Raw genomic sequence first — 25,076 nt, 5'->3', positions numbered from 1 at the left:
TTTCTAAAGTAGAGAATTGTCTTTGACTGACAAAATTCTCCCAACGGTTAATTTCTTTTTTTACTTTAGAGCATCAATCCTCAAAACTTATGAGTCAGTTCGACTTTCCGCGTATTAATTTTTACGGTCAATCTTTCATCAATCCAGCAACGGCCAATAATAATCTTTTGCTTCCGTTGCTCACCTACGACCCCATTCAGGTAAAAGCAATTTTACCCCCTAGGATTTACCTGTCGCCTGATTTGCTTTTGCTGCATAAATTGGGGGGATTGCCAGTACCTGAAGATTCACCTGTTAATTATGACGACAGTACCCAACCTTACATCGAAATTCAGCCGATTGATACCCCTGAAAAATACAAATCATGGGCAAAAACCCCTTTGGGGAAATTCTCCTTGGACGAGCCTTACCATGAACTGTATCAATTGGTAAAGACAAAACGTAACCAACAACCTCTGACGGGAAACCTGCCCGCAGGCTGGAATTACTACGGTGGGATGGAATTTGGTTTTGAAAACGTGAAAGTGGGAAGTATCGCAGTGCCTGTTTCCAAAACAGAAAATCAACTTTTTACGTCTAATGACCCCGATTGCCCCGCCGACGTGGCGGCTATTTTGGGGGCTACAATTGACTTAAAAAACGACCGAGGCCGAAACTCCGCCGTAATGATTGATATTCTTCCCACACTCGCCTTTTATTCTCAGGTATTTTGCGATGCTTTTCACGTCCAAAAAGACGGTTCATCTCTGCTTAAAGGCACTCCCAAAAAAGCTTCTTTACGTTTTTTTAATAAGGAAAGAATCCTCAACCAAGAAGGCGTTTTTGGGGCTTCAGGTACATTTTTCTCCGTTATTCCATTAGAAAATTTAACTAATGGAGTCCACTCTCCTATTTTTTCCTTTTTTCAAAAGTATCAACTAAAAACGACACCCATCAAAGGCGTATTCATTCAATATACTTTGTTTGAAGTGAAAGAAGACCGCACGATAGACTACATCACTTCGGGAGAAAAAGCCAATCCTGCTACGGCGACTTTGACGGGTTGTATAACGCCGTGGTATGAGGACGACATGATGTCGATTGCGATGGGCAGACAATTATTGCCCGAAATGCCTTTCCTCAATCAAAAAAAACTTGCCTCTTTTGTTTGTCGTATAGATACCCAGCGCAGGATGGTTGCATTAGACATGTCGGGAAGCATTCCTGAGCAATTGGTGCAAGAACACCCCACCCCCGTCTATGAAACCTATCCGTTGGGGGAGTTGACGTTGAAGTTATTGGAAGACAACAACCAAGAAACCACACTGGGAACCTTCCACCTTTCCCCACATTATTTTGACCGTAATCACCTGTTAATCAACAGTGGCCTGATTGAAGTTTCATTTAAAGACAAGGATTTTTTGACCGACGAAAGACTGGAAAAAGGGACATTGTTGCTGTATGGGCCCTCAAAATCCTCCGAGGATTCGTATGAAACAACAGTTTTATTAATGAAAGAAAGTCCGTTTATGGTAGCATCCGACCAAGCTGGCATGTATGCTGATCAAGGACAAAAAGAGGAAGCTTACCGTTGTTATGATTTCCAGAAAGAGCCGTGTCAAGTCAGGGTATATCAACGGGGGAAACCATTCATTGGAGACGTGCCAATGACAATCATGGCGCTAAAAATGACGGGGGTGAGTGCGTCGGCCACCGTAAAACCTTTTTTGATTACCCATCATTTTCGGGACAAACAAACGCTGACTTTCCCGACAGAGCAGGCCGCCAACGCGATGTACGTGTTTTATCCCACGCCACCGCCCGTTATATCCGAAGATTTAGTAACAGAAATACAGCGTACAGGTTTCTTCGTCAGTCTACGGGTATTGCCTAAAAAGGAATTTGGAAAGTACCTTGACCCAACTCACATCAACTACCCAACTCCCGTCACGTTTGAGGTTTTATACAAAGAATTGCTCCAAGTCTCCGACCTCATCTTTCCGATGTCGTCACTGATTACGCCGTTTACGGAGGCATATTTTAAAAAAGGAGGAGCGTTTATCAAGCAAAGAATGGCTCCCGAAAATTGGGCCAATGCCACGTATATGCCATCAAGCAGAGATATGTCGATGGCTCAATGGCTACTGTTTTGCAAATGGCTGAAAGATAATAAATAACAAAAACGGTTTCCTCGTGTCACTGGATTTTATCTTATGACCAGAGAAAACCGTTTAGGTATTTTAGTCTCTACACTCCCTTGGCAATCTTATCCAACCGCACAATGGACTGCACCATCGAGCGGACATCGTGGTAATTGATTTTCCAAGAGTGGCTCATATGCTTCCAGATGGGTTCGCCTTCGCGGGTCATCAGCGGCCACCATTCGCCCAAGGAATGGTTAATCATTTTGTCGAACACAAAACGGTGGATATTTTCGTAGGCTTGCAGGTATTTTTCATCTTTGAGGAAACGATAGGCATCCAACATGCCGATGAGCATTTCGGCCTGTTGCCAAAACTCCTTTTCTTTATCATATACCTGTCCTGCGTGTGAGCCTTCTACGTATACTCCGCCAAATTCCCAATCGACGCCATTTTCTACCGCGTGGGTGTACGATTTCGTGATTTGATCGCGGTAGGTATCATACGGCAATCCTAAAATATCTAAGGCGTGCATCAGAAGCCACGCAAATTCCGAATTGTGCCCATAGCTGGTATTGTCTTCGGCGGCTGATTTAAGGCCATCGGGATTGAAGCGGTCCCAGCCCCAAACAATGTCGAATTTGATTTGCGGAGCTACGCTCCAATCTGCCCAAAACTGCGGAATGCCCGTTCCATATTCGGGATGCATGACACGGCTTACAAGCAACTCAATGGTTTCCAGCAGTTTACGACGATGAATTTCCTTGCCGGTACATTCATACAGCGTCGTGTAAGCCTCCATTAGGTGCATGTGTACATCGAGCGTTTTGCGGTCACCGCCCGCGGCACCTGGCCCTTTGAGCGTCCAATCGCGGTTAAACATCTCAAAATAACCACCATAGTGCGTATCAACGGCGTATTTTTGGAGCAAATCAAAGGTTTTTTCGGCGTATTCTTGTCCGCGTGGGTCACCCGTAGCGAGGGTGTATTCGCTCAATGAGTAAATGCAAAAACTGAGTCCATAGACGATTTTTTGGTCAATGGTCACTTCGCCCTTGCGGTTGGTCATCCAATAAAACCCACCGTACTCATTGTCCCACATGTTGTTGATTAAATAATCCACCCCGTGGCGGGCCATTTCGGCCAAAACCCCATCTCCATACCCGGCACGGTGCGCAGAAGAGTAGGTAAAAACGGAGCGCGATTGCGCAATCAACGATTTCTCATCTTCGCCCGAATCGTGCCCAAACTGGTCAAAATGAGTGAGGAAACCCCCGTTTTCTTTGTCAACGGTACGGGTAATCCAAAAGGGCAGTAAGCCACTGGTGAGATACGTTGCAATTTCCTGACGGAGAGACGCAATTTTTTCAGAAGTCATAGTTTAAGGTAATGATTTATGTATTTATTGACTCTAAAATGCCAAATAGTGCATAAAATACTGATTCAACCTTTATTTAGGCTATTTCATTACGCATAACTTTCAAACTATGACTCAACTATAGCTTCGTGCCATTTCACACATTATGATTTCGGCCTGAATACCTTTATAACCGTCTCATTGGCTTCCAAAAAAGGTCCCCCAATCAAATCAATGCAATAAGGAATGGCTGGAAAAACGGCGTCTAAGCACTGCCGAATGGCCGATGGTTTGCCGGGCAGGTTCACAATCAGGGTTTTACCACGAATACCCGCCGTTTGGCGCGACAAAATGGCAGTAGGAACGTACTGCAAACTCACTTGCCGCATCAGTTCGCCAAAACCGGGCATCATTTTATGGCAAACGGCTTCGGTCGCTTCGGGAGTTACGTCGCGCGGGGCGGGGCCCGTGCCGCCGCAGGTCACTACTAAACAGCAGTTTTCTCGGTCAGCCATTTCCACAAGCGCCTGACTGATAAGATGTTGCTCATCAGGAATAACGCGGTATACGGGCTCCCATTGGCTGGTTAGATATTCATTAAGGGTAGAAACGATGGCCTTGCCCGGAATGTCTTCGTACACTCCTGCGCTGGCACGGTCAGAAACATTGATAATGCCGATTTTTATCATGAATTCAGAAATTAAACGTGGTAATTTTGATAACTTCCCGAAAGTTGAGAACTTTCGGAGGGTTTAAATTAGTTTAACAGTAACAAGGCTGGCGTTGGAAAGTTTATTGGTATAAATTTCCCAATCCCATTACAGCCACCAATCACTGGTTAAGGGATTCCATCCTATGAATACATTCGCCAAAGATACATTACGTTTACACGAATTGCGCCATACGGGCTGCCGTGAAGACATTTTAGATATACTGCACAACCGCGATTCGGCGCTTTCGCACGGAGATTTAGAAAACGGCTTGCAGGACCGCTACGACCGCGTGACGATATATCGTACCCTTAAAACGTTTGTTGATAAAGGCATCATTCACAAGGTATTGGACGAAGATGGCCTCCGCTACGCGCTTTGCAAAGAAGTGTGTCATGACCACGACCACCACCACGACCACGTCCATTTTAAGTGTGAACTTTGTGGAAAAACAACCTGCTTAGATCAAGTGCATATTCCTTCCGTAAAACTTCCGCAGGGATTTGCAACCAAAGAAGTAAATCTGCTGATTCAGGGAGTTTGTCCCATTTGTAGCAAATAAGGGCAAAAAAATGCCTCACTCGTTTCCTTTTTTGTCGGTATGGAGTGAGGCTTACTTATAAATTGCTCAGTTATCGGCTTCTCTTAAACCAAGGCTTCTTATCCCGGTCAGCCGTTGTGACTGAAGGCTTCGACTGATTTTGTGAATGAGAATTCGGTCGACTCGGTCGATTACCTCGGGCCACATTGTGCGGCTTGGGCGCTTCGTTACCAGGCTTTTGACTTAATGGAAAAGGATGCTCTTCCACCACCGGAATCACCTTGGCAATCAGTTTCTGAATATCTTTCAACGAACCTCTTTCTTCATTGTCACAAAACGAATAGGCGGTGCCTTTGGCTCCTGCCCTCCCCGTGCGTCCAATCCGGTGCACGTAAGTTTCGGGAATCTCAGGAATCTCAAAATTAATCACATACGCCAATTCATCAACGTCTATTCCGCGGGCCGCAATATCGGTTGCCACCAACACCCGGGTGGTTTTTTCCTTGAAGTTATTCAACGCATTTTGACGGGCATTCTGCGATTTATTACCGTGAATGGCTTCTGCCTTAATCTCATGACGTAATAGCACTTTCACTACTTTGTCGGCACCGTGCTTTGTACGCGTAAAAACCAAGGCTGTTTCAATAGATTTATCCTCCAAAATATGGAGCAACAACGCGTTTTTATTGTCTTTATCGACAAAAAACACGGATTGTTGAATGATATCAACAGTCGAAGAAACGGGCGTCACTTCTACTTTTTCGGGTTTAACCAAAATGGTGTCCGCGAGCTTTACGATTTCGGGAGGCATTGTTGCCGAAAAGAACAAAGATTGGCGTTGGGGAGGAATCACGGCGATGATTCTCCGAACATCGTGGACAAAACCCATATCAAGCATCCGGTCAGCTTCATCCAATACGAAGATTTCAAGGTGCTTTAAACTTACAAAACGCTGCGCCATCAGGTCAATCAATCGACCTGGGGTTGCGATTAAAATATCTACGCCATTTTGCAGAGAATCCGTTTGGCGTAATTGTTTTACCCCACCAAAAATCACGGTATGTTTCAATCCCGTATGACGGCCATAGGCCGCAAAGCTTTCACCGATTTGAATGGCTAACTCACGGGTGGGGGTCAAAATAAGTGCCTTAATGGTGCGCTTTTCGCGGCGCGTAGCGTGTGTTTGGCGCTGCACCAACAACTGAAGAATGGGAATGGCAAAAGCCGCCGTCTTGCCAGTTCCTGTTTGGGCGCATCCCAACAGGTCTTTTCCTTCAAGTACGATCGGAATAGCTTGTTCTTGTATGGGTGTGGGGGTAGTGTAGCCTTCTGTTTTTATTGACCTCAGAATCGGCTCTATTAAATTTAATGAATCAAATGTCATAAGAATGTGATAAACGACCTGCCAAATCAAAAGTTAGGACGGAGCAGATCAGCATTAGGTACTGTTTTATAAAAAAAACCTCCCATATCTTACAGGCAAAGTTACCCGGAGATGGAAGGTCTTTCTGCGAATTGCGTTCAAAGATAACGCTTTTTGGGATGAGATAAAAATATATCCCCCCCTAAAACACTATAACGGCTTAATTACCAAGTTTTTCCAGTTTACTTTTATTCCACCGCCATCGTGGATTTGGAGTGCGATGGAGCCATTTCCAGCACCCAATTTTTCATCGGTCAGGTCGACCATCTCGTGTCCGTTGAGCCAAGTTTGTACCCGCGCTCCTTCGGCGCGAATTTTAAGGGTATTCCACTCGCCGAATTTCAAAAATCCTTCTTTTTCGTCAGGGATTTGAATAATCCAGCCTCTGCCGTAGGATTCATAAATACCGCCCGTATCGTGGTTTGGCGGCGCCACTTCTACCTGCCATCCGCTAATTTTGGTGCTACCATCGGGGATATTCGAACGGATGAATACACCGCTGTTACCGTTGGCTCCCTGTTTGAAATCCACACTTAACTCAAAGTTTTTGTAAGTTTTTTCGGTCGCCAAATAACCGTAGCCTTTGTCGGGGCCGCTTTCGCACACCAATTCTCCCTTTTCAACGAACCATTTTTCGGTTCCGTAAATTTTCCAGCCTGTCAAATCCTTACCATTGAAAAGCTTTTCCTTCTTTTGAGCCAGGGTTGAAAAAGCGAGCAAACAGCATGGAACCGTTAACAATAGATAGACGCGTAGTTTAGATAACTTCATTGCTTTTAAAAATAAAGTGTTTAATTTCATAAATTAAGTCACCACTAAACGTTATTTACCGTGAAAACTTACATTTTTATTCTTAGCCTTCTCAGTTATTGTCTCTTCACTCCCGCTTTTTCTCAAGACAGCGCCCCCGTCATTTTGAATCAACTATGGAAATCTGATACGTTATTGCGAACGCCAGAATCTGTACAATATGATCCACAAGGAAAACGGCTTTTTGTCGCTAACATGAATAAAGTCAACGTTGAAAACCCTGATGGTGATGGTTTTATATCAGTTTTGAGCACCGATGGCAAAATCAAAACCCTGCAATGGGCTACGGGACTCAACGACCCCAAAGGCATGGGCATTCTCAAAAATTCACTGTTTGTTGCCGACTTGAAAGACTTGGTAGAAATTGATTTAAAAACGGGCAAAATTCTTAATCGACACGCCGCCGTAAATTCAATCATGCTCAACGACGTAAGCGTAAGCCCGAAAGGCGAAGTGTTTGTCAGTGATTCGCGCGGCCATAAACTCTACCGCTACGCCGACGGCAAAATGGAACTGTTTCTAGATGACCCCAATTTGCAGGGGCCCAACGGGGTTTTTGCCGAAAAAGACCAGCTCATTGTGGCTTCAGCGGGCTCAGGAAACCTCTGGAAGATGGATTATGCCTCCAAAAAATATACCTCTTGGGCCATGACCAACAAAACCGCCGATGGCATCCTTCGCTATGGCGACGATTACCTGATTTCGTGCTGGCACGGAGAGGTTTATTACGTAAAACCAGATGGTAAAGTCTGGAAACTTATCGACAGCAAAAACCCCCAAGTCAACACCGCCGACTTCGGCTATATTCCACAAACAAAAACGGTCCTTATTCCCAATTTTTACAAGAATACGGTTACGGCGTATACCATAAAGTAAAAGTATGGAAATCTTCCTCAGCCTTTGTTTGGGCGTTGGTTTAGCCGCCTGTTCGGGATTTCGGGTGTTTGTGCCACTTCTGCTGAGTAGTTTGGCGGTTCACTTTGATTTGGCCAATGTCACCACGGGCTTTGAATGGATGGGTACGTGGACCGCCATCGGGATTTTAGCTACCGCCACAGTACTCGAAATTGGGGGATATTACATTCCTTGGGTCGACAACCTACTAGATACGATTGCTACACCCGCCGCTTTTGCCGCAGGTACGCTGTTGACTACTTCGTTTGTGGAGATTGACAACCCCGTTTTGCAATGGGGACTTGGGCTCATCATGGGCGGTGGTACGGCGGGATTTATTCAGGCTGGCACGAGCATGGTTCGGCTGGCTTCCACAAAGTTTAGCGGCGGGATGGCCAATCCCGTCGTAGCTACGTTTGAAAATATTCTATCCGTTTTGTTCACTTTTTTTACGTTCTGGTTTCCCATCATTGCGTTTGTGGTAGTTGTTTTATTCATAGGATGGCTTTTCCGGAAAATCACTCGTCGAAAAAGTAAGGTAACAACATGATTTCCTTTTAGTTACTAGCTATTTATTTTACCAACCCTCGATTCACCTTTAGACCCCTTGAAGTATGAAAACTGACCGCCGCACCTTCGTCAAACAATTAGGTGCTGTTACTGCCTCAACCGCTGTTCCTCATTTTAATATTATCAAAAGCCTGAACGACAATAAAATCCGTATTGCCACTATTGGGATGGGAATTCAGGGATTTTCGGATACCAACGCCGCACTACGCACTGGAATGTGTGAATTGGTAGCCGTGGCTGACTTATACGATGGTCGCCTAACCCATGCCAAAGAAGTATTTGGTAATCATGTAGTTACGACCCGAGATTATCGCGAAGTACTCGAACGCAAAGATGTCGATGCGGTACTCATTGTTACGCCTGACCACTGGCACGACCGTATTTCGATTGCGGCCCTCAAAAAGGGCAAGCACGTTTATTGTGAAAAACCAATGGTGCAACACATCGAAGAAGGAGCTGCGGTCATTGCCGCAGCCAAAGCAGCTGGCAAAGTGATGCAAGTAGGCAGTCAACGCATCAGCGGGGCGGCTTTTAAAGAAGCCAAACGTCTCGTAGAAGCGGGCGACATCGGTATGATTAATTTTATTGAATCAACAAACGACCGTTTCAACGCCATTGGGGCGTGGCAATACTCCATCCCATCCGATGCCTCTCTCAAAACCATTGATTGGGAGACATTTTTGGGAGATGCCCCCAAACGGGCTTTTGACCCCGTACGCTTTTTCCGCTGGCGCAACTACCGCGACTATGGTACGGGTGTAGCAGGCGATTTGTTTATCCACCTCATTACGGGCGTTCACTTCGTGACGGGCTCGTTGGGGCCTAATCGTATTTTTTCGTCAGGACAACTCTCCTACTGGAAAGACGGCCGCGACGTGCCCGACGTCATGGTTGCCACCATGGAATATCCCGCCATGGGCAAATTAGACTCCTTTCAGATGGTGCTGAGGGTGAATTTTGCCAACGCAGGCTCTATCAAAAACGTGACCCGTATTGTGGGTAACGAAGGCGAAATTACCTTTGGCGGCAACTCTCTCACTTTAACCAAACGCAAACTCGCCGCCGCTCCCGGATACGGTAACGGTGAGAGCTTTGGTACGTTTTCAAACGCACAGCAACAGGAATACCTCGCCGCTTATGACGCCAAGTACCCCGCCGAAACGCGTACGCCAGAACCCATCAAAGAAGTACTTTTTGACGCACCTAAAGAAGATGACGCGCACAAAAACCATTTTGCAAACTTTTTCGAAGGGATATTAAATAACACCCCAGTTGTCGAAGATCCACTTTTTGGATTCCGAGCGGCCGCTCCTGTGTTGGCCTGCAACAAAAGCTACTTTGAGAAAAAAGTGGTGAATTGGGACCCCAAAAACCTCAAATTGACGTAGAAAAAGCAAATGCTATTATTTTTAATATCTACTACCGCCTTGGCGATTGGGGTTAGGATTTTGGTAAACCCAGTATCTAACGTTTTCCAAAAGTACCTAACCCAGCGCCAAGCCAATCCCCTTTTTGTGGTTACCAGCACCTACGGGATTTTGAGCATCGGTTGTTTATTTTACCTTTTGCCTAATCTCCCAAAAAACTTACCCATTTCATTTTGGTACAACTCATTCATTTTTAACACATTAGGCGTTGCTGGAAACTATTTTCTGGTCAAATCACTTCACCGAGGCGACTTGTCGGTTCTGGGGCCTATCAATGCCTATAAAGCCCTAGTAAGTCTCGTATTTGGATTATTTTTATTGGGTGAAATCCCCAATGTGTGGGGTATTGGGGGGATGACATTGATTATTGCTGGCAGTTACTTTGTCATCACTCAACCTTCTTCAACGAAGGGGCTCAGTTGGGCTATTTTCAAACAAAAGGATGTGCAATACCGCTTGTTGGCCTTATTTTTTTCCGCCATCGACGCACTTTATCTCAAAAAAATCATTGTTGCCACCAGCGCCAACCTTGCTTTTGTTTCTTGGTGCATCGGTGGTTTCTTGTTTTCTTTAATGGCGTTCCTTTATACCCAAAAAAACGCGTCTTTTCGACCTCACTTTCGTATTCTAAAAAATTACAAATGGTATTTCTTGGCCCTCGGGCTTTCATCGGGGTTGATGCAACTTTCAACCAATTATGCATTTGAAGGAATTCAGGTGAGTTACGCTTTGGCGTTGTTTCAAGTATCAGCCTTGGTGAGTGTGTTTTTTGGCGTACAGTTTTTTGATGAGAAACAGTTATGGCGTAAACTCGCTGGGGCCGCCGTCATGGTCGTTGGGGCTGTTTTGATTATCTTGTTCAAGTAAAACCCTTCTACTTTTCAACACTAAAATCTGGGCTATTAGATTCGTACATCAAAAACAAGAAAAGCATTGACGACAGAAAAATCTGTCGTCAATGCTTTTTATTATCTTTTCAAAAGTGAAAACAAAAAAGCTTTCTACAATTGAAAATTATATTCACAAGAGACTATTTTTTGATGGCCTTAGGAGTCAAAATCATGCTCATGCGTTTTCCTTCGAGTTTGGGTTCAAGTTCGACTTTCCCCATTTCCTCCAATGCTTTGGCAAATCGTTCCAAAAGCTTGTAGCCTTGGTCTTTGAACACAATTTCACGACCTGAAAACTGCACATAAGCCTTTACTTTAGCTCCTTCTTTCAGAAAGTTAATGGCGTGCTTCAATTTGAAGTCATAGTCGTGATCGTCAGTTGTGGGGCTGAAACGAATCTCTTTGATGACCACTTTTTGGGCGTTGGCCTTGATTTCTTTCTGCTTTTTCTTTTGTTCGTATTTGAACTTGGAATAGTCAATTACTTTACAAACGGGCGGAACTGCATTGGGCGATATCTCTACCAAATCAAGGTTTTGCTCTTCGGCAAACTTGATAGCTTGCTGAATGTCATATATACCTTGGGGGACATTTTCACCAACTAAACGAACTTGGGGGACGCGGATACGTTCATTGATGCGGTACGGTTCTTCTTGTCTAACGGGTCGAAAAGGTCTGCGTTGTTGTTGAGCCATTCAGTACTTAAATTATGATAGTTTTATGTTTGATGCGAAAACTAATGAATTGTTGAAAGTTCTACAAGATTTCGCACAAAAAAGTTTACTTATCTACAAAATTAACGTTTAAATGTGATTATTAAGGGGTTAGTCCTAAAAAAGTTAAGAGTTAATGGATAACGAGTTAAGCAACAGGGCTTAATCATTATCCATCAACTCTTACAGCACTATTATTTACCAATAATAATTCTATTTGACTTTGAAGGTAGTTGAACCAATTCTAAACCCTTGGCAATACAACTCAATGATATGTTCGCCTTTTTTAAGCGGAATTCCACCCCGTGAGTAGATGATAGACCCCTGCGAGCCTTCGTTGCTGTAATTCAAGGTTTGTTTTGCAGTATAGACTGTTTCCCGACCTGAGTACACAAAAGTACCCGAACCAGTAGCCATATCGGCCATCACAGCACCTTCGGGGTCAAGAATGCGGAGGTAAACTTCACGCTCGCCGTTGGGTGAAATTGGATTGGCCGCAAGGTCAAAATCAACTTTGAGTTTGTCGATACGTTTGGCTCGGTAAGCTCCACCATCGCGTTCTTTTCCTTTGGAAGAAACCGCATTTACCGCAATCTTTTCTGCTTTTAGGGCCGATGCAATCGTTACTTTCTCCGCCAATTCACGGTTTTTGTTGCTCAACTGACCAACCGAATCTTCGAAGGTTCTCTGCAACGTTGCTTTTTCACCTTCGAGCCCCGTAACTTTCGAACTAAGTTCTTGGTTTTGGGCCGTTACAATCCCTAGTTCCTCCTTCAATTTGGCAATATCAGAGTCTTTTTGGACCAAAATAGCTTCATAGTTGGCAATTTTCTGTTTGTATTTAGAAATATCTACCGATGCGGCACTTGAAGCATTTCTTAAAGCTGCTTTATCCTTTTCAAGTTGTTGTTTCAATGATACCAATGAATCAACTTGGCCACCTAACTGCTGAATTTCAGCTATTTTTGCATCCAATTGGGCCGAAATGGAGTCAAGTTTCATTTTTGCAGCTACCACTTCTTCGGTCTTGGCGGCAATTACGGTTTCTTGTTCTTTGTTCTTTTCCCGTTCTTTGTAAAAGAAATAGATAAGAACCACGTTTAGAAGGGCCAAAATTGCCAATGCAGCTAGAAGTAGGCTTTTACGATCTTTCTTTTGTCCTTGGTTATAGTCCATAAGTTAATCAATTATTAAGAGTAGTTATCAGCCCAAGAAACGCAATTCTCAGGAAATTATTGCGAAATTTAAAAAAATATTTCAATGACGGAAAATCAATTGCTTACAACCGACGAAGAAGATGAATTGTATGAACATCACAGAATCGTTGTGGACCGTGGGCAAACCTTGATGAGGATTGATCAATACCTCAAACATCATCTTTCAAACGTTACGCGTACCAAACTCCAAAATGCCATTGAAACTGAGTCGGTTAAGGTAAACGAGAAAGCGGTAAAATCAAGTTATAAAGTCAAGCCCTTTGACATCATAACGGTGTCAATGCCGCATCCCCCGCGCGAAACCGACATTGTGGCCGAAAATATACCGCTAAACATTGTCTACGAAGATGATGAGGTTTTGGTACTTAACAAACCCGCTGGAATGGTCGTTCACCCCGCTTATGGCAACTGGTCTGGAACGGTCGTCAACGCGCTGGTGTACCATTTCCAACATTTACCCACGGGTAGAAACGGGGAAGCAAGGCCCGGGCTGGTTCACCGAATCGACAAAGATACTTCGGGGCTGTTGGTCATTGCCAAAACTGAATATGCCATGGCGCACATTGCCCGTCAATTTTTTGAACATACCACCGAACGTACCTACCAAGCGTTGGTATGGGGAGAACCCAAAGAAACCGCAGGAACAATCGTAGGGCACGTAGGCCGCAGCGCCCGGGACCGTAAAGTAATGGACGTGTACGAGGATGGAAGCCAAGGAAAACACGCCATAACGCACTACAAAGTATTGAAATCTTTTAAGTATACTTCACTGGTTCAGTGCAACCTCGAAACGGGCCGTACCCACCAAATCAGGGCGCATTTTCAGCACATTGGACATCCGCTTTTTAGTGATTCTGTCTACGGCGGCGACAAGGTTTTGCGTGGCACTACGAGCGGCAGCTACCGAGCCTTTGTCGAGAATTGCTTTCAACTCATGCCGCGCCAAGCACTGCACGCCAAATCCCTCGGATTTGAACACCCCCGAACCAAACAATGGATGCAGTTTGAATCAGAATTACCAGAAGATTTTATGGCTGTTTTGGCCAAATGGGAAAAATTCGTGGCTGAATAACGCCGTTTTTCTACTATTATGACTCTATCAAATTGGTAAAAAGATAGAGCCATATCAGTCGTGCCAATCGGAAATTAAACGGAAAAAGAACCAGCACAAGGGCAATACAAACCCCAAGATTTAAGAAATCAAAAGCATCAATCCCAATTAAAATCAAAAAAACGTAGGTCAGCGCCATTTCCAGCGTGGCCAATCCATAACTTACGTACATGGCACCCCAATAAAAGCCAGGCTCTTTGCTGAAATTTTGACGGCAATGCGAACACTCCTCCTGCATCTTTGCGGGTCTGAAACTAAACAAGTTTGTGGTACTAAACACTTGCCCCTGCTGACATTTGGGGCATTTATTTTGCATTAAATGGATGAGAGACATGGTTATTGTATTTTTTTATAATACAAATTTAAAGCCATTTATCACTTTAATTGACGCATATTTGTGGCTAAAAACAGGATTATTCAGACATTTCTCGTTTTAGTATGAAACAACTACCCATTTATGGTATTAATGCCTTTTTGGAATCAGGCATGGTCCATTCTTTTTATGCCAATGAGTTAAAAACCCACCTCGAAAGCCACCGATTTGTCAACACCCCGCACAAACACAGCACATTTATTACCGTCTTATTCACCGCGGGCATCGGTTTGCACAACATTGATTTCAATACCTATGAAGTACGGGCGGGTAGCGTTTTTTTGCTCACGCCAGGCCAAGTCCACAGTTGGGAGTTGTCAGAAGATGTGCAGGGATACGTCTTTTTTCATACGCAGGCATTTTACAACGACGTATATCTTACCCGTAAGTTAGAACATTTTCCTTTCTTTTATCTGCAAACCAATTACCCGGTTATTTATCTAGAATCACAAGAAGTATTGCGTTTCGAAACGCTTTTTAAGGCGATTTTTGAGGAGCATCAACGAAACTTAGCTTATAAATTTGACAAACTGGTTTCATTGATTGACATGGTGTATATACAACTGGCGCGGTTATATAAACAAGAAAGTTTAAAGGTTAACAATCAACACAGCAACTATGCTCGAACGAAGCAGTTAGAGAAATTGATTGATACACACTATAAAACTAAAAAGCTCCCCAACGAATACGCAGATTTGATGCACATGACCACTCGACACCTAAACCGAATCTGTCAAGAAACCCTTCATCAAACCACGGGAGATTTGATTTTGAAAAGGGTAATGATAGAAGCGCAACGGATGCTGATTTACAACGACCTCACCGTATCTGCCGTGGCGGATGAACTTGGCTACGATGATTATTCCTACTTTATCCGACTCTTCAAAAAATACGTAGGCGAATCCCCTAAAAAATTCCAACAGCGAATGGCTCTATTGGCCAATCAATAAAAAGGTATTAATTCAAAAATAATTTGCACTTTATTTGGATTTGTTAACAAAATAAGAGATATTCATTGCATCGTCAAACGCCACTAAAAAGGCTCTTTGGCGGGCTACAAGGGTAAGTGCATAATCTTTACATTTAAAAAATATGTATTTATGAAAACAACACTTTTTGCCCTGTTAATTATTTTTTGTGCTTTGACCGCCTGCAATGATGTCGATAGCAAAACCAATTCTTCCATGACTCCTATTGATGAAGAAAAGGAAACAAAAGCTATCATGCAGACCATTGAAAATGAGACTTCGTGCTTTTTCAAGGGTGATTACAACTGCTGGAAAGAGAACTTCGTTCAGGCAAACTATGCGTTCCAAGTTTGGAGTAAAGATGGCTATTTTGACCCAAAAATCGGGTGGGAAGCAGTAGACGACAAAATTGGACGATATATTGAAGACAACAAGCCAGGGGCTGGCGGAAGCAACAACCCCAAAGTTGTCCGCAAAGACATGATTGTAAAGTTTTTTAGCAGCGATGTAGCGTATCTCATTTGGAACCAGTACAACAGTGACCAAAAGATGACACACTATACCCACAGCACCGAAACGCGCATCATGGAAAAGCAAGATGGAAAATGGAAAATTGTTAACGTAACGGCTTTATGGGACCGCAATCAACCCATTCCAATCGAAGACATGAAATAATATAAACAACATTGTAAACGGCTGAGCTATCTTGAAAACAAGTATGACTCAGCCGTTTTTTTTAATCCTTCACTTTGCCCCAACCTAGCGTAGCAACCATCCAATCAGGTAAATGTGTTTGTTTTTTACGCTTTTTGAGGTTCAAATAAATTCCTAATTTTTTCAGAATCGGCACGCGGTGCGTTTCCACAAATTCAATGAGCGTACCATCAGGGTCTTCGACGTAAGAAAAGCGCCCCGCCGCTTCGCCCATGTCAAACGAATCGGCGCTGTCGACCGTAAACGGAAAACCGTTGGCTTCACAACGTGTTTTGAGGGCATTCATATCAAGGGCATCAAAACATAAGTGAATAAAACCCGCATCGCCCCAATCACGGTCTTCAAAGATTTTGCGCGGAGAGCGGTCAAGCGCCTGCACCAATTCTATTTCAATACCTCCCAACAGTTTTCCAAAAGCGCCCGTTTCTCCGAGGGTTTTACGAAGTAACACTCTTCTGAATTTTTGTTGTTTGGTGTCTACAAAATCAAAATCATCAAATTTGCCCGATTTATCGTACACAATCTGGTCAATCTGCAAGGTATTGGCGTAAAATTGAATGGCTTTTTCCATATTACTCACGCCAATCACCGCTCCGCACACACCACCCGTGAGCGAGCCGTTGGGGCGAAACCAAGACTCATTTGGTACAATTTGCAACAGGTTGCCACGGCAATCTTTCAGCCAAAAATTCGCCCGTTGCTCAGGCGAGTTTTCAGGAGAAGATTTATATTCAGAATCAGCCAATTGTGCATAAAACTTAGGTACATCGAGGCATTTGATTTTGATGGCAAAAATTCCTAAATCTCCTAATTCAGGAACAAACAAAGGCTCAACAGGAACTCTATTTTTGTATTGCCAGATTTCAACTCCACCGCCACCAGCCATATTTAGGGCCATAATGGCGTGACGGCGTCGTACCTCCCCTGAGGTATAACTCGTCATTAATTTTGCATCTGCTTCATCATTAAAAATGGGTACGTTCAATCCCAGCGTTTTCCGATACCATTTCCACACTTCGTTGGCGTTCGGAACGCCAATGCCCACTTGCTGGATTCCACTAATTAGGTTGTTCATATTGTTAGAAAAGGAAGTAAGTTATTGCCGGACAATTTACATTATTTTTTAATACGTCCGTCTAGAATAGGAATGTTCCCTTTAAAAATCAGATGACAACTCAGGCGCATTGTTCCCCCATGTCTCATTGGGTTTCGGACCCATTTTCAACACCAACGTTCCTCCTTTTATCAATTGATCATGGGTTAAATAGGGCTTTGAAAACGGTTTTCCATTCAACGAAGCCGACTGTATGTAGGCGTTGGCAGGTGAGTTATCAGTCGCAATTATTTTGAACAATTTACTATTCGGCATTGTCACCGACAGCTCATTGAAACTCGGGCTCCCCAGAATATAAACGGGTTTTCCGGGGCATACGGGATAAAAACCCATCATACTAAATACCAACCACGATGACATCTGTCCGCCATCTTCATTGCCGCTAAGTCCACCAGGGTCAGCTGTGTACTCCTCTTTGATTAGCTGACGAACCCAACGTTGGGTTTTCCAAGGAGCGCCCCCGTAGGAATACAAATAAGCCGTATGATGGCCCGGCTCGTTGCCGTGCCAGTAGTATCCTTTTTCAAACATTGAATCCAATTTAGCGATAAAAGGCGCTCGGCCGCCCATTATTTTCATCAATCCCCCAATATCATGGGGCACAAACCACGTATATTGGGCAGGAGAACCTTCGGTGATAAACGAAGCCCTTAAGGCAAATGGGTTAAAATTAGGGCTCCAACGACCGTCGGCATACCTTCCGCGCGCCCAGCCAGTTTGCGGATCAATGACGTTCCGAAAATTGGCCGCCCGCAACGCCAACGTTTTTTGATCTTCGGTATGGCCTAGTGCCTTGGCAAGGGTACTGAGGCAAAAATCATCGTAGGAATATTCGAGCGTACGGGAGGTCTGCTCCCGCTTGTGAAAAGCCTGCCAGACCGAATCTTCGAGTGGAATGTAGTTGTATTTTAGATAACTTTCCATAGCCCTCCTCCCCTTGCCTGACTCGTAGCTTTTGGGGTCTTTGTTGGCCTCAAAAGCATTTTTACGTAAATACTGGTAGGCCGACTGCACATCAAAATTCCGAATTCCTTTGGCGTATGCATCGGCCACGACCGAAGCCACATGGTCGCCTATCATAGCAGCGGTGTATTGATTCCAACACGGGAAAATAGGCATCCATCCGCCCTGCTCAGCCTTTTTGGTCAATGACTGCATCATGTGGCCAGTACGTTTTGGCTCCAACAACGCGTGCAGTGGCATGGCCGCCCGGAAGGTATCCCAAAGACTAAAATCACAGTAATAATCAAATCCGTTGGCGGTATAAATTTGAGTGTCGTCCGCAAAACCCGGATAGCGTCCGTCAACATCAGAAAAGAGACGCGGTGTGTGTTTGGCGTGATACAAAGCGGTATAAAAAACGGTCTTGTCCTGCTCAGTTCCTTTCACTTTTACTTTGCCCAATTCGAGGTTCCAGGCCTGTTCGGCTTTCTGCTTTATTTGGTCAAAATTCAGGGTTGAAAGTTCGGCATTAAGATTCCGTCGCGCACCTTCCAAATCAGTAAATGATGATCCTACGCGTACATCAATGATGAGATTTTTTTCTTGTTCAAATTCTACGTAAGCCCCCACGTGGTCACGCCGCCCATCTCCTTTAGCCTGTTTTTCAGCCTGTTGAACACCGTTAAATTTCCACGTTCCGTAAGATTTAAAGGGTTTATCGAAAGTAAGCACGTAAAACCCACTGAATCCTGCGGGTTGACCTGCTCCTTGATAAATCCGATGGACGGGATTGAAAACCACAATTTCTTTACGTTCAGGAAAAATTTCAACGTAGCCTTCACCTTCATCGCTGTTGGGCTCAATGACTAAATAAGCAGCTTCTTTTTGACGAAAGGTAAACCTTAAAAGTCCTGCCCGTTGGGTAGCGGTGAGTTCAGCTTTGATTTTTGATTCAAGGAGTTCTACGGAATAATAAGCAGGCGTAACCACCTCCTGTGTGTGCGTAAAACTGGCAGCTCTTTCGTCGGACAAAACTTTCAGTTTTCCCGAAACTGGCATAACCGCCATACTACCGTAATCCTGAACGCAACTGCCGTTGAGCCAATGCGAAGCCCGGAATCCGTTGATTTTAGGGTCGTTATAATAGTAAGGAGCAATGCATTTGGTTTCCGTTGACCGGGTTTGGGGCGTCCAAGTGGTCATTCCATGAGGATGACCGATAACTGGGGAGATTTGTCCACGCAATTCACTGGCTCCCTCGCTGTGCCTACGGGCACTTTCAGTAACTGCAGGAGCTGACCCAATGTAAGGGTTAACGTACTGAATGGGACTTTTTTGGGCAAAACACAGGGAGGGTAAAAGAAGAATTGGGGCTAAATTTAGATAGTTCATACGGCAGAATGGATGATAGCCATAAAAAAAGATAAAGGCTTTTTTATACTCAAAAAAGCCTTTATTTCTATGTATATTCGGGCGATTGGCCCCTCAAAGAAACGGAAATATTTAGTTTTCGCCGATTGATTTCATAAACTCTTCTACGTATTGCTCGCCAACGGGGATAATAGCTTCTCCGATGTGAATTTTTAGGTTACGCACCGACTGAATTTTATCCAATGAAACAATGTAAGATTTATGTACCCGCATAAATTCGTGCGAAGGCAATTTTTGCTCAATCCCTTTCAAGGTCATTCGAGTAATAACCGGATGGCGTGCCGAGGTAAGGTAGATTTTTACGTAATCCTTCAACCCTTCGATGTAGGTGATTTCATCGTAACGAATTTTTACAAGTGCATAATTGGCGTTAACAAAAAAATGCGTCGATAATAACTCAGGAGCGGGTGTCTGTTGACGTAATTTGAAAAGTTCGAATGCTTTATTGGCTGCCTTCAAAAACCGCTCAAACGAAACGGGTTTAAGCAAATAGTCAACTACATCCAATTCAAATCCTTCTAGTGCGTATTGCTCATAGGCAGTGATGAAAATTACCATGGGAGATGACGATTGCCCCTGCAACGATTTCAAAAATTGGACACCCGTAATTCCGGGCATTTGAATGTCTAAAAAAATCAAATCCGCATTCTGTTCGTGCAGTATATCCATTGCCTCAAAAGCGTTTTGGCTGCTTGCCACCAGTTCCAAAAAGGGAACCTGGCGGATATTATCTTCCAAAAGTTCGAGCGCCAAAGGTTCATCATCAACCGCAATACAGCGTAGTTTATGCATAACTCAGTAGTTAAAATTGATACTAGACGCTTCAAAAAGGCGGACTGTTACTTTAATGTAATTTCCACTTCCGTAATGAAGATGTCCTTCTCCTTAGATATTTTAAGTGTATGTTGTTCTGGATAAAGCAGTTCCAATCTACGACGAACATTGGCCAAGCCTATCCCCGAACTTCCATCTTTGGATTCCACAAAATCGCTGTTGAATCGGTTTTGTACTCTAAAATGCAGCTTATGTTTGTTGGTTGCCAGCGCTATTTGAATATAAGGTTCTCTAATAAAACCCGTCCCATGTTTAAAGGCATTTTCGACAAAAGGAATCAACAGCATAGGCTCAAGCGCTAAGCCATTGGTGGGCGTTTGGAAGTCCATTTCCACTTTAACTTTATTACCAAAACGCATTTGTTGCAGTTCAACGTAGCTCTTGAGGTAATTCATTTCTTTATCCAACGGTATTCTGGCATCATCAGAATCATAGAGCATATATCTGAGCAAATCCGACATCTTGACAATCATGGGTTCCAATAAATCTGACTTTTTACGGGCCAATGCCGCCAAGCTGTTCATTAGATTGAACATAAAGTGAGGGCTTATCTGCGACCGCAAAAACGACAGTTCCGATTGTAAACGTACTTTTTCCTGTTCGTTTTGGAGGCGATGCTCGCGTTGGTAATCACTCAATAATTGAAAACATGTACTAACTCCAATGACCGAAATAAGCGAATAAAAAGTTGAATACGTAAACCAAGTCCTTGGCGCAAATCCCATCATCCAATAACGAAAGAAATAGGTTATCGTCAGAACAACGATAAAGGTAGTCAGAATGATAAGTAAATAAATACCCAAGCCATGTTTTTTAAAGACTTTGGGAAGCAAAACTTCTGAATTAGCGTAAAATATCAATACCGAAAAAAACTGACTAAAATAGAATGTCATTTGCCAAATTCGTTCTTTTTCCTCATTCGTTAGCTTAGAAGGCGTATCCGCAGCGGGTTGTTGAGACTGAATCAAGATAAAAGGCAAGAAGATAAAACACGCCCAAAAGAAAATATGGGTGAAGACAACCAGAAGTTGCCGCCAGCGTATTTTACCGGGAGGAGCAGGCAAAGTAAGAGTTGGGGCCGACATAACAATACGATTTAATTTCGGAAAAGAGTCGATGAGCCAATAAATTTAATAAAATTTTAATCAAGCTCTAGCTGAAAGTTAGCAAATAACGGTTTCTCTATTTAAAGGAAGCGACATCTAGTAAGAATTTTTAGACGAAAATGCATCTGATGAGGATAATCAGGGCATAAAATAATGTAAATGCCGTTAACCTAGTTCTATCACCTTTCCCGAAATGTTCTGTTTCATTTTTTCGGGAATAACGTTCAGGATTTCGGTTTTCATTGCTTCAATGATGCTCTTTTTGAGGTGATGCCGGAGCATTACGAGGCTCACCTCTCTGGTGGGCGTAGGAACGTGAAAATGACGAACCTGCAACCGTTGCTTTTCCGTTAAATCCCGCAGTGACAATTCAGGTAAAATCGTTATACCACCGTAATGTTCCACCATCCGTTTGAGGGTTTCGATACTTCCTGCCTCGTATTCAAAATTTCGCATGTGCGAATTCTGCTTCCGCAGTTCACAGATATTCAGGATTTGTCCGCGTATACAATGTCCTTCCTCCAAAAGCCAAAGATGGTTGGGGTCAATATCTTCAGAAAGGATGAATTCTTTTTGGTAGGCTTTTTCTGATTCTGAAAGGTAGGCCACAAACTCCTCGTAAAAAAGGGGGTACTCCGTAATTCGATCATCTTGCAAGGGGGTCACCACAATTCCCACGTCGAGCAAATCCTTGTTTAATTTAGAAATAAGCTGTTCGGTGGTCAATTCGATTACTTTCAGCTTTACCTGCGGGTATTTTTTAATAAAATTATCCAAAAACAACGGTAAAAGGTACGGCGCCAGGGTCGGGATGATTCCCACACGAATCTCCCCCGCTACGGTTCCGCGATGTTCGTCGACAATGTCCTTAATTTTGGCTGACTCGCGCAGCAAGAGTCGCGCTTGTTTGATGATCAACTGACCTATTTCAGTCGGGACGACGGGTTGTTTACTGCGGTCAAAAAGTTTCACGCCCAACTCATCTTCCAATTTTTGGACTTGCATACTCAGGGTCGGCTGCGTGACGCAGCAGTTTTCGGCCGCCATTGCAAAATGCCGATACGTATCCAAAGCAACCAAATATTCAAGTTGTACGAATGTCATAGGTTTTATCTATCAAAACATCAATATTATTGATTTGATTCATAAAAGACATAAAGGTACATTTGTATTCGACAATTTAATCAACAATCTAGTCTAACTTTTATATCATTTTTGCCATCGTTGACCTAGATGCCACAGCCTCCCAAATACGAATTAACACTTGCCTAACGTATGAGATAAATAGTAATGAGAAGGTCTGGTAGTTATACCAGACCTTTCTTAATTTTTACACAAAAACCGTTTTCATTCTCCTCAAAACTTCTTCAAGTGTAGCGCGGGTACAGGCAAAATTGAGTCGGATAAAACCTGGTTCTCCAAAGATTGCACCATCATTGATGCCAACACCTGCCTCTTCGAGTCGTTTGGCTACGTCGGTTAGGCCAGTATCACGAGTATCAATCCACGCCAAATATGTAGCTTCCAATGACCTCATTTTCAACCCCTTCATTTGATTGACCGTCTCCAAAAGCAAATCGTGATTCGCTTTTAAATATTCCAACAACTCCTCATGCCACGAAGCCCCATCACGGTAGGCCGCCAACGCCGCTTCGTACGCATACGCCGAAAGCATGGGCATCAACCCTGCTTTGGTACGGACAAACTTAGCGCGCAACTCCTCATTGGCAATCACCACCAGCGAACAACCCAAGCCCGCCAAATTGAAGGTTTTGCTCGGGGCCAATAAGGTTATGCTGTTTTGGGCGGCTTCTGGACTGAGTGTAGCATAGGAAATATGTTTTTTTGTATCGTCCAATATCAAATCACAATGGATTTCATCCGAACAAACCACAATACCATGACGTTGACAAATCTCATGCAAGCGTTGCAGTTCATCCCGCGTAAACATTGTACCCACAGGATTGTGGGGATTACAAAGCAAAAACAATTTGGTTTTGGGCATAATGGCCGCTTCAATCGCCTCAAAATCAAGCGTCCAGCGCTCATTTTCTAATTTTAAAGGGACTTTCTGCAACTCACGATCGGCCATTTCGATTTCAATCATAAACGGATGATACACCGGCACCGCCGTCATCACTCCTTCCCCCACCTGCGTGAAGGCCCTAATGGCAAGGCCAATGGCCGGCACTAAACCTCCCAGCCATACCATCCAATTTTTATCAATTTCCCACGCATGGCGCGTACGAAGACGCTCAATCATAACCTCATTCAGTTCATCAGGACAGCGAGAATAGCCAAAAACTCCATGTTGAGTAACTTTATTTAACGCTTCAAGAATGGGAGGTGCGGCCTGAAAATCCATGTCGGCCACCCACACTGGCAGGACATTTTCGGGATATTTATCCCATTTATAACTACTGGTGTGGCGACGGTTGATTTCTGTATCGAAAATACTCATTTTTAAAAAAGATTGATTTTATATGCAATACCTCCCCAATCTAATGGGTAGGTTTATCCTGCGCGGGGGCAGAGGCATGGTAGTCATGCCGTATCATCTGAGCGTACTTTTCCATTAATTCAAGTACTCGCGCTCGGCTTGTGGATTGTACAATGAGGCCGACGTGGTATTCTTCGTTCATTCTCCACACAATTTCAGGGTCATTGAACGGCGATGAATCCGGCCATTGCTGACGAGCCAACGAAATGATGATGCCAGAATAATCATCTCTGACATCGGGCAACGAATAACTTTCTCCCTTGGCCAACGCATTTTCTACTTTGGCCCATTCCTTCCATAAGTTAATGCCCGATGACATTTCTACCATTTCGGCCAAGTGCGCCCCTCCTACCCGCGATGCCGTTTCCAGAAAATAAAACTCTCCGTCTTCGTGGCATTTGATAACTTCTGTATGCGACGCGCTGTAGTTCAAATTAAATGCTTTCAGTACCTGTTCATTCATTTTTTTGAGGGCTTTGGCATCTTTCGAATTAAATTCTACCGTCACAGAGCGAAAGATTCCGCCCCCGTGTGCCACTTCAAACGGCGTATTGAGGTACTCACTACTGCGATGAAATATAACTTTCCCACCCAGCGTAAGCGCATCGACGTGGTAGACGGCACCTGGTTTAAATTGTTCAATCAAAAACAAGTGTCTTTCTTCGCCCAAGCTATGAATGGTCTGCCATGCTTCATCAAAACTATACACTTTTTTTATACCGGCGGCCGAGGCTTCTGCACGCGGTTTGATGACCCACGGCGGAGTGGACGCCCGCAAATAATCCGTAATTTCTACATCATTAAACAAAGCACTAAACACGGGCACTTTAACACCCGCATCACGGGCTTGCACCCGCATGGCGAGCTTATCACGAAAATAACGAGCCGTGGTTTGACCCATGCCCGGAATCCGAAAATGCTCCCGTATCGTTGCCGCTTTTTCTACGTCAAAATCATCCAAGGCCACTACCCGGTCTATTTTGCGAGTACGCATCACGTAGGCCATACCTTTAATCATGTTCTCAAAGTTGGAAAGCGTATTGGAATCATCTTCCAAATAAAAAATCTCGTCGATTGATTCGTAAGGCCATGCTTTGCCTTCGGTTCTTTTGGCCGTCAGCAAATAGACCGTGTTGCCAGCTTCCTTGCAGGCCCGCATAAAATCCCCTCCTTTAAAGTAACAGGTGATACAGAGAAACGTAAGGCTCATAGGTTCTCAAAGTTTGTGTTTTAGGACAATTTATGACCTCCCCCAACTAGGTGTAAGACTAGGTTGATTAAAAAGAATGTGTTTCCTTTGCGGGGACTTTT

General features: G+C 43.9%; 23 protein-coding genes. 9 read left to right on the top strand and 14 right to left on the bottom strand.

The window, feature by feature from the left end; genetic code table 11:
- The first annotated feature begins 89 nt into the window (after positions 1-89).
- Complete coding sequence (locus GVN20_RS05225) at positions 90-2,156, top strand: hypothetical protein (protein ID WP_166557333.1); 2,067 nt, start codon at positions 90-92, stop codon at positions 2,154-2,156.
- Positions 2,157-2,226: 70 nt separating this feature from the next.
- On the opposite strand, the gene GVN20_RS05220 is transcribed toward GVN20_RS05225, so the two are convergent.
- Positions 2,227-3,498: an AGE family epimerase/isomerase gene (locus tag GVN20_RS05220; RefSeq protein ID WP_166557332.1), complete on the bottom strand. Its 1,272-nt coding sequence runs from the start codon at positions 3,496-3,498 to the stop codon at positions 2,227-2,229.
- A gap of 143 nt (positions 3,499-3,641) precedes the next feature.
- Positions 3,642-4,166 (bottom strand): molybdopterin adenylyltransferase, encoded by a 525-nt coding sequence (mog, locus tag GVN20_RS05215; protein ID WP_166557331.1) that lies wholly within the window; start codon positions 4,164-4,166, stop codon positions 3,642-3,644.
- Between the two features lie 166 nt (positions 4,167-4,332).
- On the opposite strand from mog, the gene GVN20_RS05210 reads away from it, so the two are divergent.
- Positions 4,333-4,749, top strand: coding sequence for a Fur family transcriptional regulator (locus GVN20_RS05210; protein WP_166557330.1), 417 nt, complete (start codon positions 4,333-4,335; stop codon positions 4,747-4,749).
- A 70-nt stretch (positions 4,750-4,819) separates the two neighbouring features.
- Here the strand turns inward: GVN20_RS05210 and GVN20_RS05205 are convergent, their stop codons facing one another.
- A complete protein-coding gene (locus GVN20_RS05205) occupies positions 4,820-6,112 on the bottom strand; it encodes a DEAD/DEAH box helicase (RefSeq protein ID WP_166557329.1) in 1,293 nt (430 codons plus the stop codon).
- A gap of 189 nt (positions 6,113-6,301) precedes the next feature.
- Positions 6,302-6,922, bottom strand: a complete 621-nt coding sequence (locus GVN20_RS05200) for a DUF1080 domain-containing protein (RefSeq protein WP_114070142.1) — start codon at positions 6,920-6,922, stop codon at positions 6,302-6,304.
- Between the two features lie 60 nt (positions 6,923-6,982).
- On the opposite strand from GVN20_RS05200, the gene GVN20_RS05195 reads away from it, so the two are divergent.
- The 4 genes from GVN20_RS05195 (at position 6,983) to GVN20_RS05180 (ending at position 10,719) form a co-directional block, all read left to right on the top strand.
- Positions 6,983-7,837 carry an SMP-30/gluconolactonase/LRE family protein gene (locus GVN20_RS05195; protein ID WP_166557328.1) on the top strand — a complete coding sequence of 285 codons (855 nt, stop codon included), beginning with the start codon at positions 6,983-6,985 and terminating at the stop codon, positions 7,835-7,837.
- Positions 7,838-7,841: 4 nt separating this feature from the next.
- On the top strand, positions 7,842-8,405 hold the full coding sequence (locus GVN20_RS05190) for a DUF4126 domain-containing protein (RefSeq protein WP_166557327.1): 564 nt from the start codon (positions 7,842-7,844) through the stop codon (positions 8,403-8,405).
- Positions 8,406-8,469: 64 nt separating this feature from the next.
- Positions 8,470-9,813 (top strand): Gfo/Idh/MocA family protein, encoded by a 1,344-nt coding sequence (locus GVN20_RS05185; RefSeq protein ID WP_166557326.1) that lies wholly within the window; start codon positions 8,470-8,472, stop codon positions 9,811-9,813.
- A gap of 9 nt (positions 9,814-9,822) precedes the next feature.
- Entirely contained in the window at positions 9,823-10,719 is an 897-nt protein-coding gene (locus GVN20_RS05180) for a DMT family transporter (RefSeq protein WP_166557325.1), read from the top strand.
- 163 nt (positions 10,720-10,882) lie between these two features.
- Here the strand turns inward: GVN20_RS05180 and infC are convergent, their stop codons facing one another.
- Both infC and GVN20_RS05170 read right to left on the bottom strand, forming a co-directional pair.
- Positions 10,883-11,437, bottom strand: a complete 555-nt coding sequence (infC, locus tag GVN20_RS05175) for a translation initiation factor IF-3 (RefSeq protein ID WP_166557324.1) — start codon at positions 11,435-11,437, stop codon at positions 10,883-10,885.
- Between the two features lie 231 nt (positions 11,438-11,668).
- The gene (locus tag GVN20_RS05170; protein WP_166557323.1) at positions 11,669-12,631 is read right to left on the bottom strand and encodes a hypothetical protein; all 963 of its coding nucleotides are present in this window, start codon (positions 12,629-12,631) and stop codon (positions 11,669-11,671) included.
- Positions 12,632-12,715: 84 nt separating this feature from the next.
- Between GVN20_RS05170 and GVN20_RS05165 the strand changes: the two genes are divergently transcribed.
- Complete coding sequence (locus GVN20_RS05165) at positions 12,716-13,744, top strand: RluA family pseudouridine synthase (protein WP_166557322.1); 1,029 nt, start codon at positions 12,716-12,718, stop codon at positions 13,742-13,744.
- A 16-nt stretch (positions 13,745-13,760) separates the two neighbouring features.
- Here the strand turns inward: GVN20_RS05165 and GVN20_RS05160 are convergent, their stop codons facing one another.
- Complete coding sequence (locus GVN20_RS05160; RefSeq protein ID WP_166557321.1) at positions 13,761-14,117, bottom strand: DUF983 domain-containing protein; 357 nt, start codon at positions 14,115-14,117, stop codon at positions 13,761-13,763.
- Positions 14,118-14,221: 104 nt separating this feature from the next.
- On the opposite strand from GVN20_RS05160, the gene GVN20_RS05155 reads away from it, so the two are divergent.
- On the top strand, positions 14,222-15,106 hold the full coding sequence (locus GVN20_RS05155; RefSeq protein WP_166557320.1) for an AraC family transcriptional regulator: 885 nt from the start codon (positions 14,222-14,224) through the stop codon (positions 15,104-15,106).
- 150 nt (positions 15,107-15,256) lie between these two features.
- Complete coding sequence (locus GVN20_RS05150; RefSeq protein ID WP_166557319.1) at positions 15,257-15,799, top strand: hypothetical protein; 543 nt, start codon at positions 15,257-15,259, stop codon at positions 15,797-15,799.
- Positions 15,800-15,860: 61 nt separating this feature from the next.
- Here GVN20_RS05150 and GVN20_RS05145 read toward each other — a convergent pair whose 3' ends face one another.
- The 7 genes from GVN20_RS05145 to GVN20_RS05115 form a co-directional block, all read right to left on the bottom strand.
- A complete protein-coding gene (locus GVN20_RS05145) occupies positions 15,861-16,913 on the bottom strand; it encodes a VOC family protein (protein ID WP_166557318.1) in 1,053 nt (350 codons plus the stop codon).
- Positions 16,914-16,994: 81 nt separating this feature from the next.
- On the bottom strand, positions 16,995-19,286 hold the full coding sequence (locus tag GVN20_RS05140) for a GH92 family glycosyl hydrolase (RefSeq protein ID WP_166557317.1): 2,292 nt from the start codon (positions 19,284-19,286) through the stop codon (positions 16,995-16,997).
- Positions 19,287-19,397: 111 nt separating this feature from the next.
- A complete protein-coding gene (locus tag GVN20_RS05135; protein ID WP_166557316.1) occupies positions 19,398-20,117 on the bottom strand; it encodes a LytTR family DNA-binding domain-containing protein in 720 nt (239 codons plus the stop codon).
- 47 nt (positions 20,118-20,164) lie between these two features.
- Positions 20,165-21,244 (bottom strand): sensor histidine kinase, encoded by a 1,080-nt coding sequence (locus GVN20_RS05130; RefSeq protein WP_166557315.1) that lies wholly within the window; start codon positions 21,242-21,244, stop codon positions 20,165-20,167.
- Positions 21,245-21,430: 186 nt separating this feature from the next.
- Positions 21,431-22,369, bottom strand: coding sequence for a hydrogen peroxide-inducible genes activator (locus tag GVN20_RS05125; RefSeq protein ID WP_166557314.1), 939 nt, complete (start codon positions 22,367-22,369; stop codon positions 21,431-21,433).
- Between the two features lie 226 nt (positions 22,370-22,595).
- Positions 22,596-23,726 (bottom strand): MalY/PatB family protein, encoded by a 1,131-nt coding sequence (locus tag GVN20_RS05120; RefSeq protein ID WP_166557313.1) that lies wholly within the window; start codon positions 23,724-23,726, stop codon positions 22,596-22,598.
- 40 nt (positions 23,727-23,766) lie between these two features.
- The gene (locus GVN20_RS05115; RefSeq protein WP_166557312.1) at positions 23,767-24,975 is read right to left on the bottom strand and encodes an acetyl-CoA carboxylase biotin carboxylase subunit family protein; all 1,209 of its coding nucleotides are present in this window, start codon (positions 24,973-24,975) and stop codon (positions 23,767-23,769) included.
- Positions 24,976-25,076 lie beyond the last annotated feature (101 nt).

Origin of the sequence: Runella sp. CRIBMP (genome assembly GCF_009905605.1) — a bacterium.
Lineage (GTDB): Bacteria > Bacteroidota > Bacteroidia > Cytophagales > Spirosomataceae > Runella.
The sequence above is the reverse complement of the archived record's forward strand: the minus strand, read 5'-3'. Positions and strand labels throughout refer to the sequence as shown.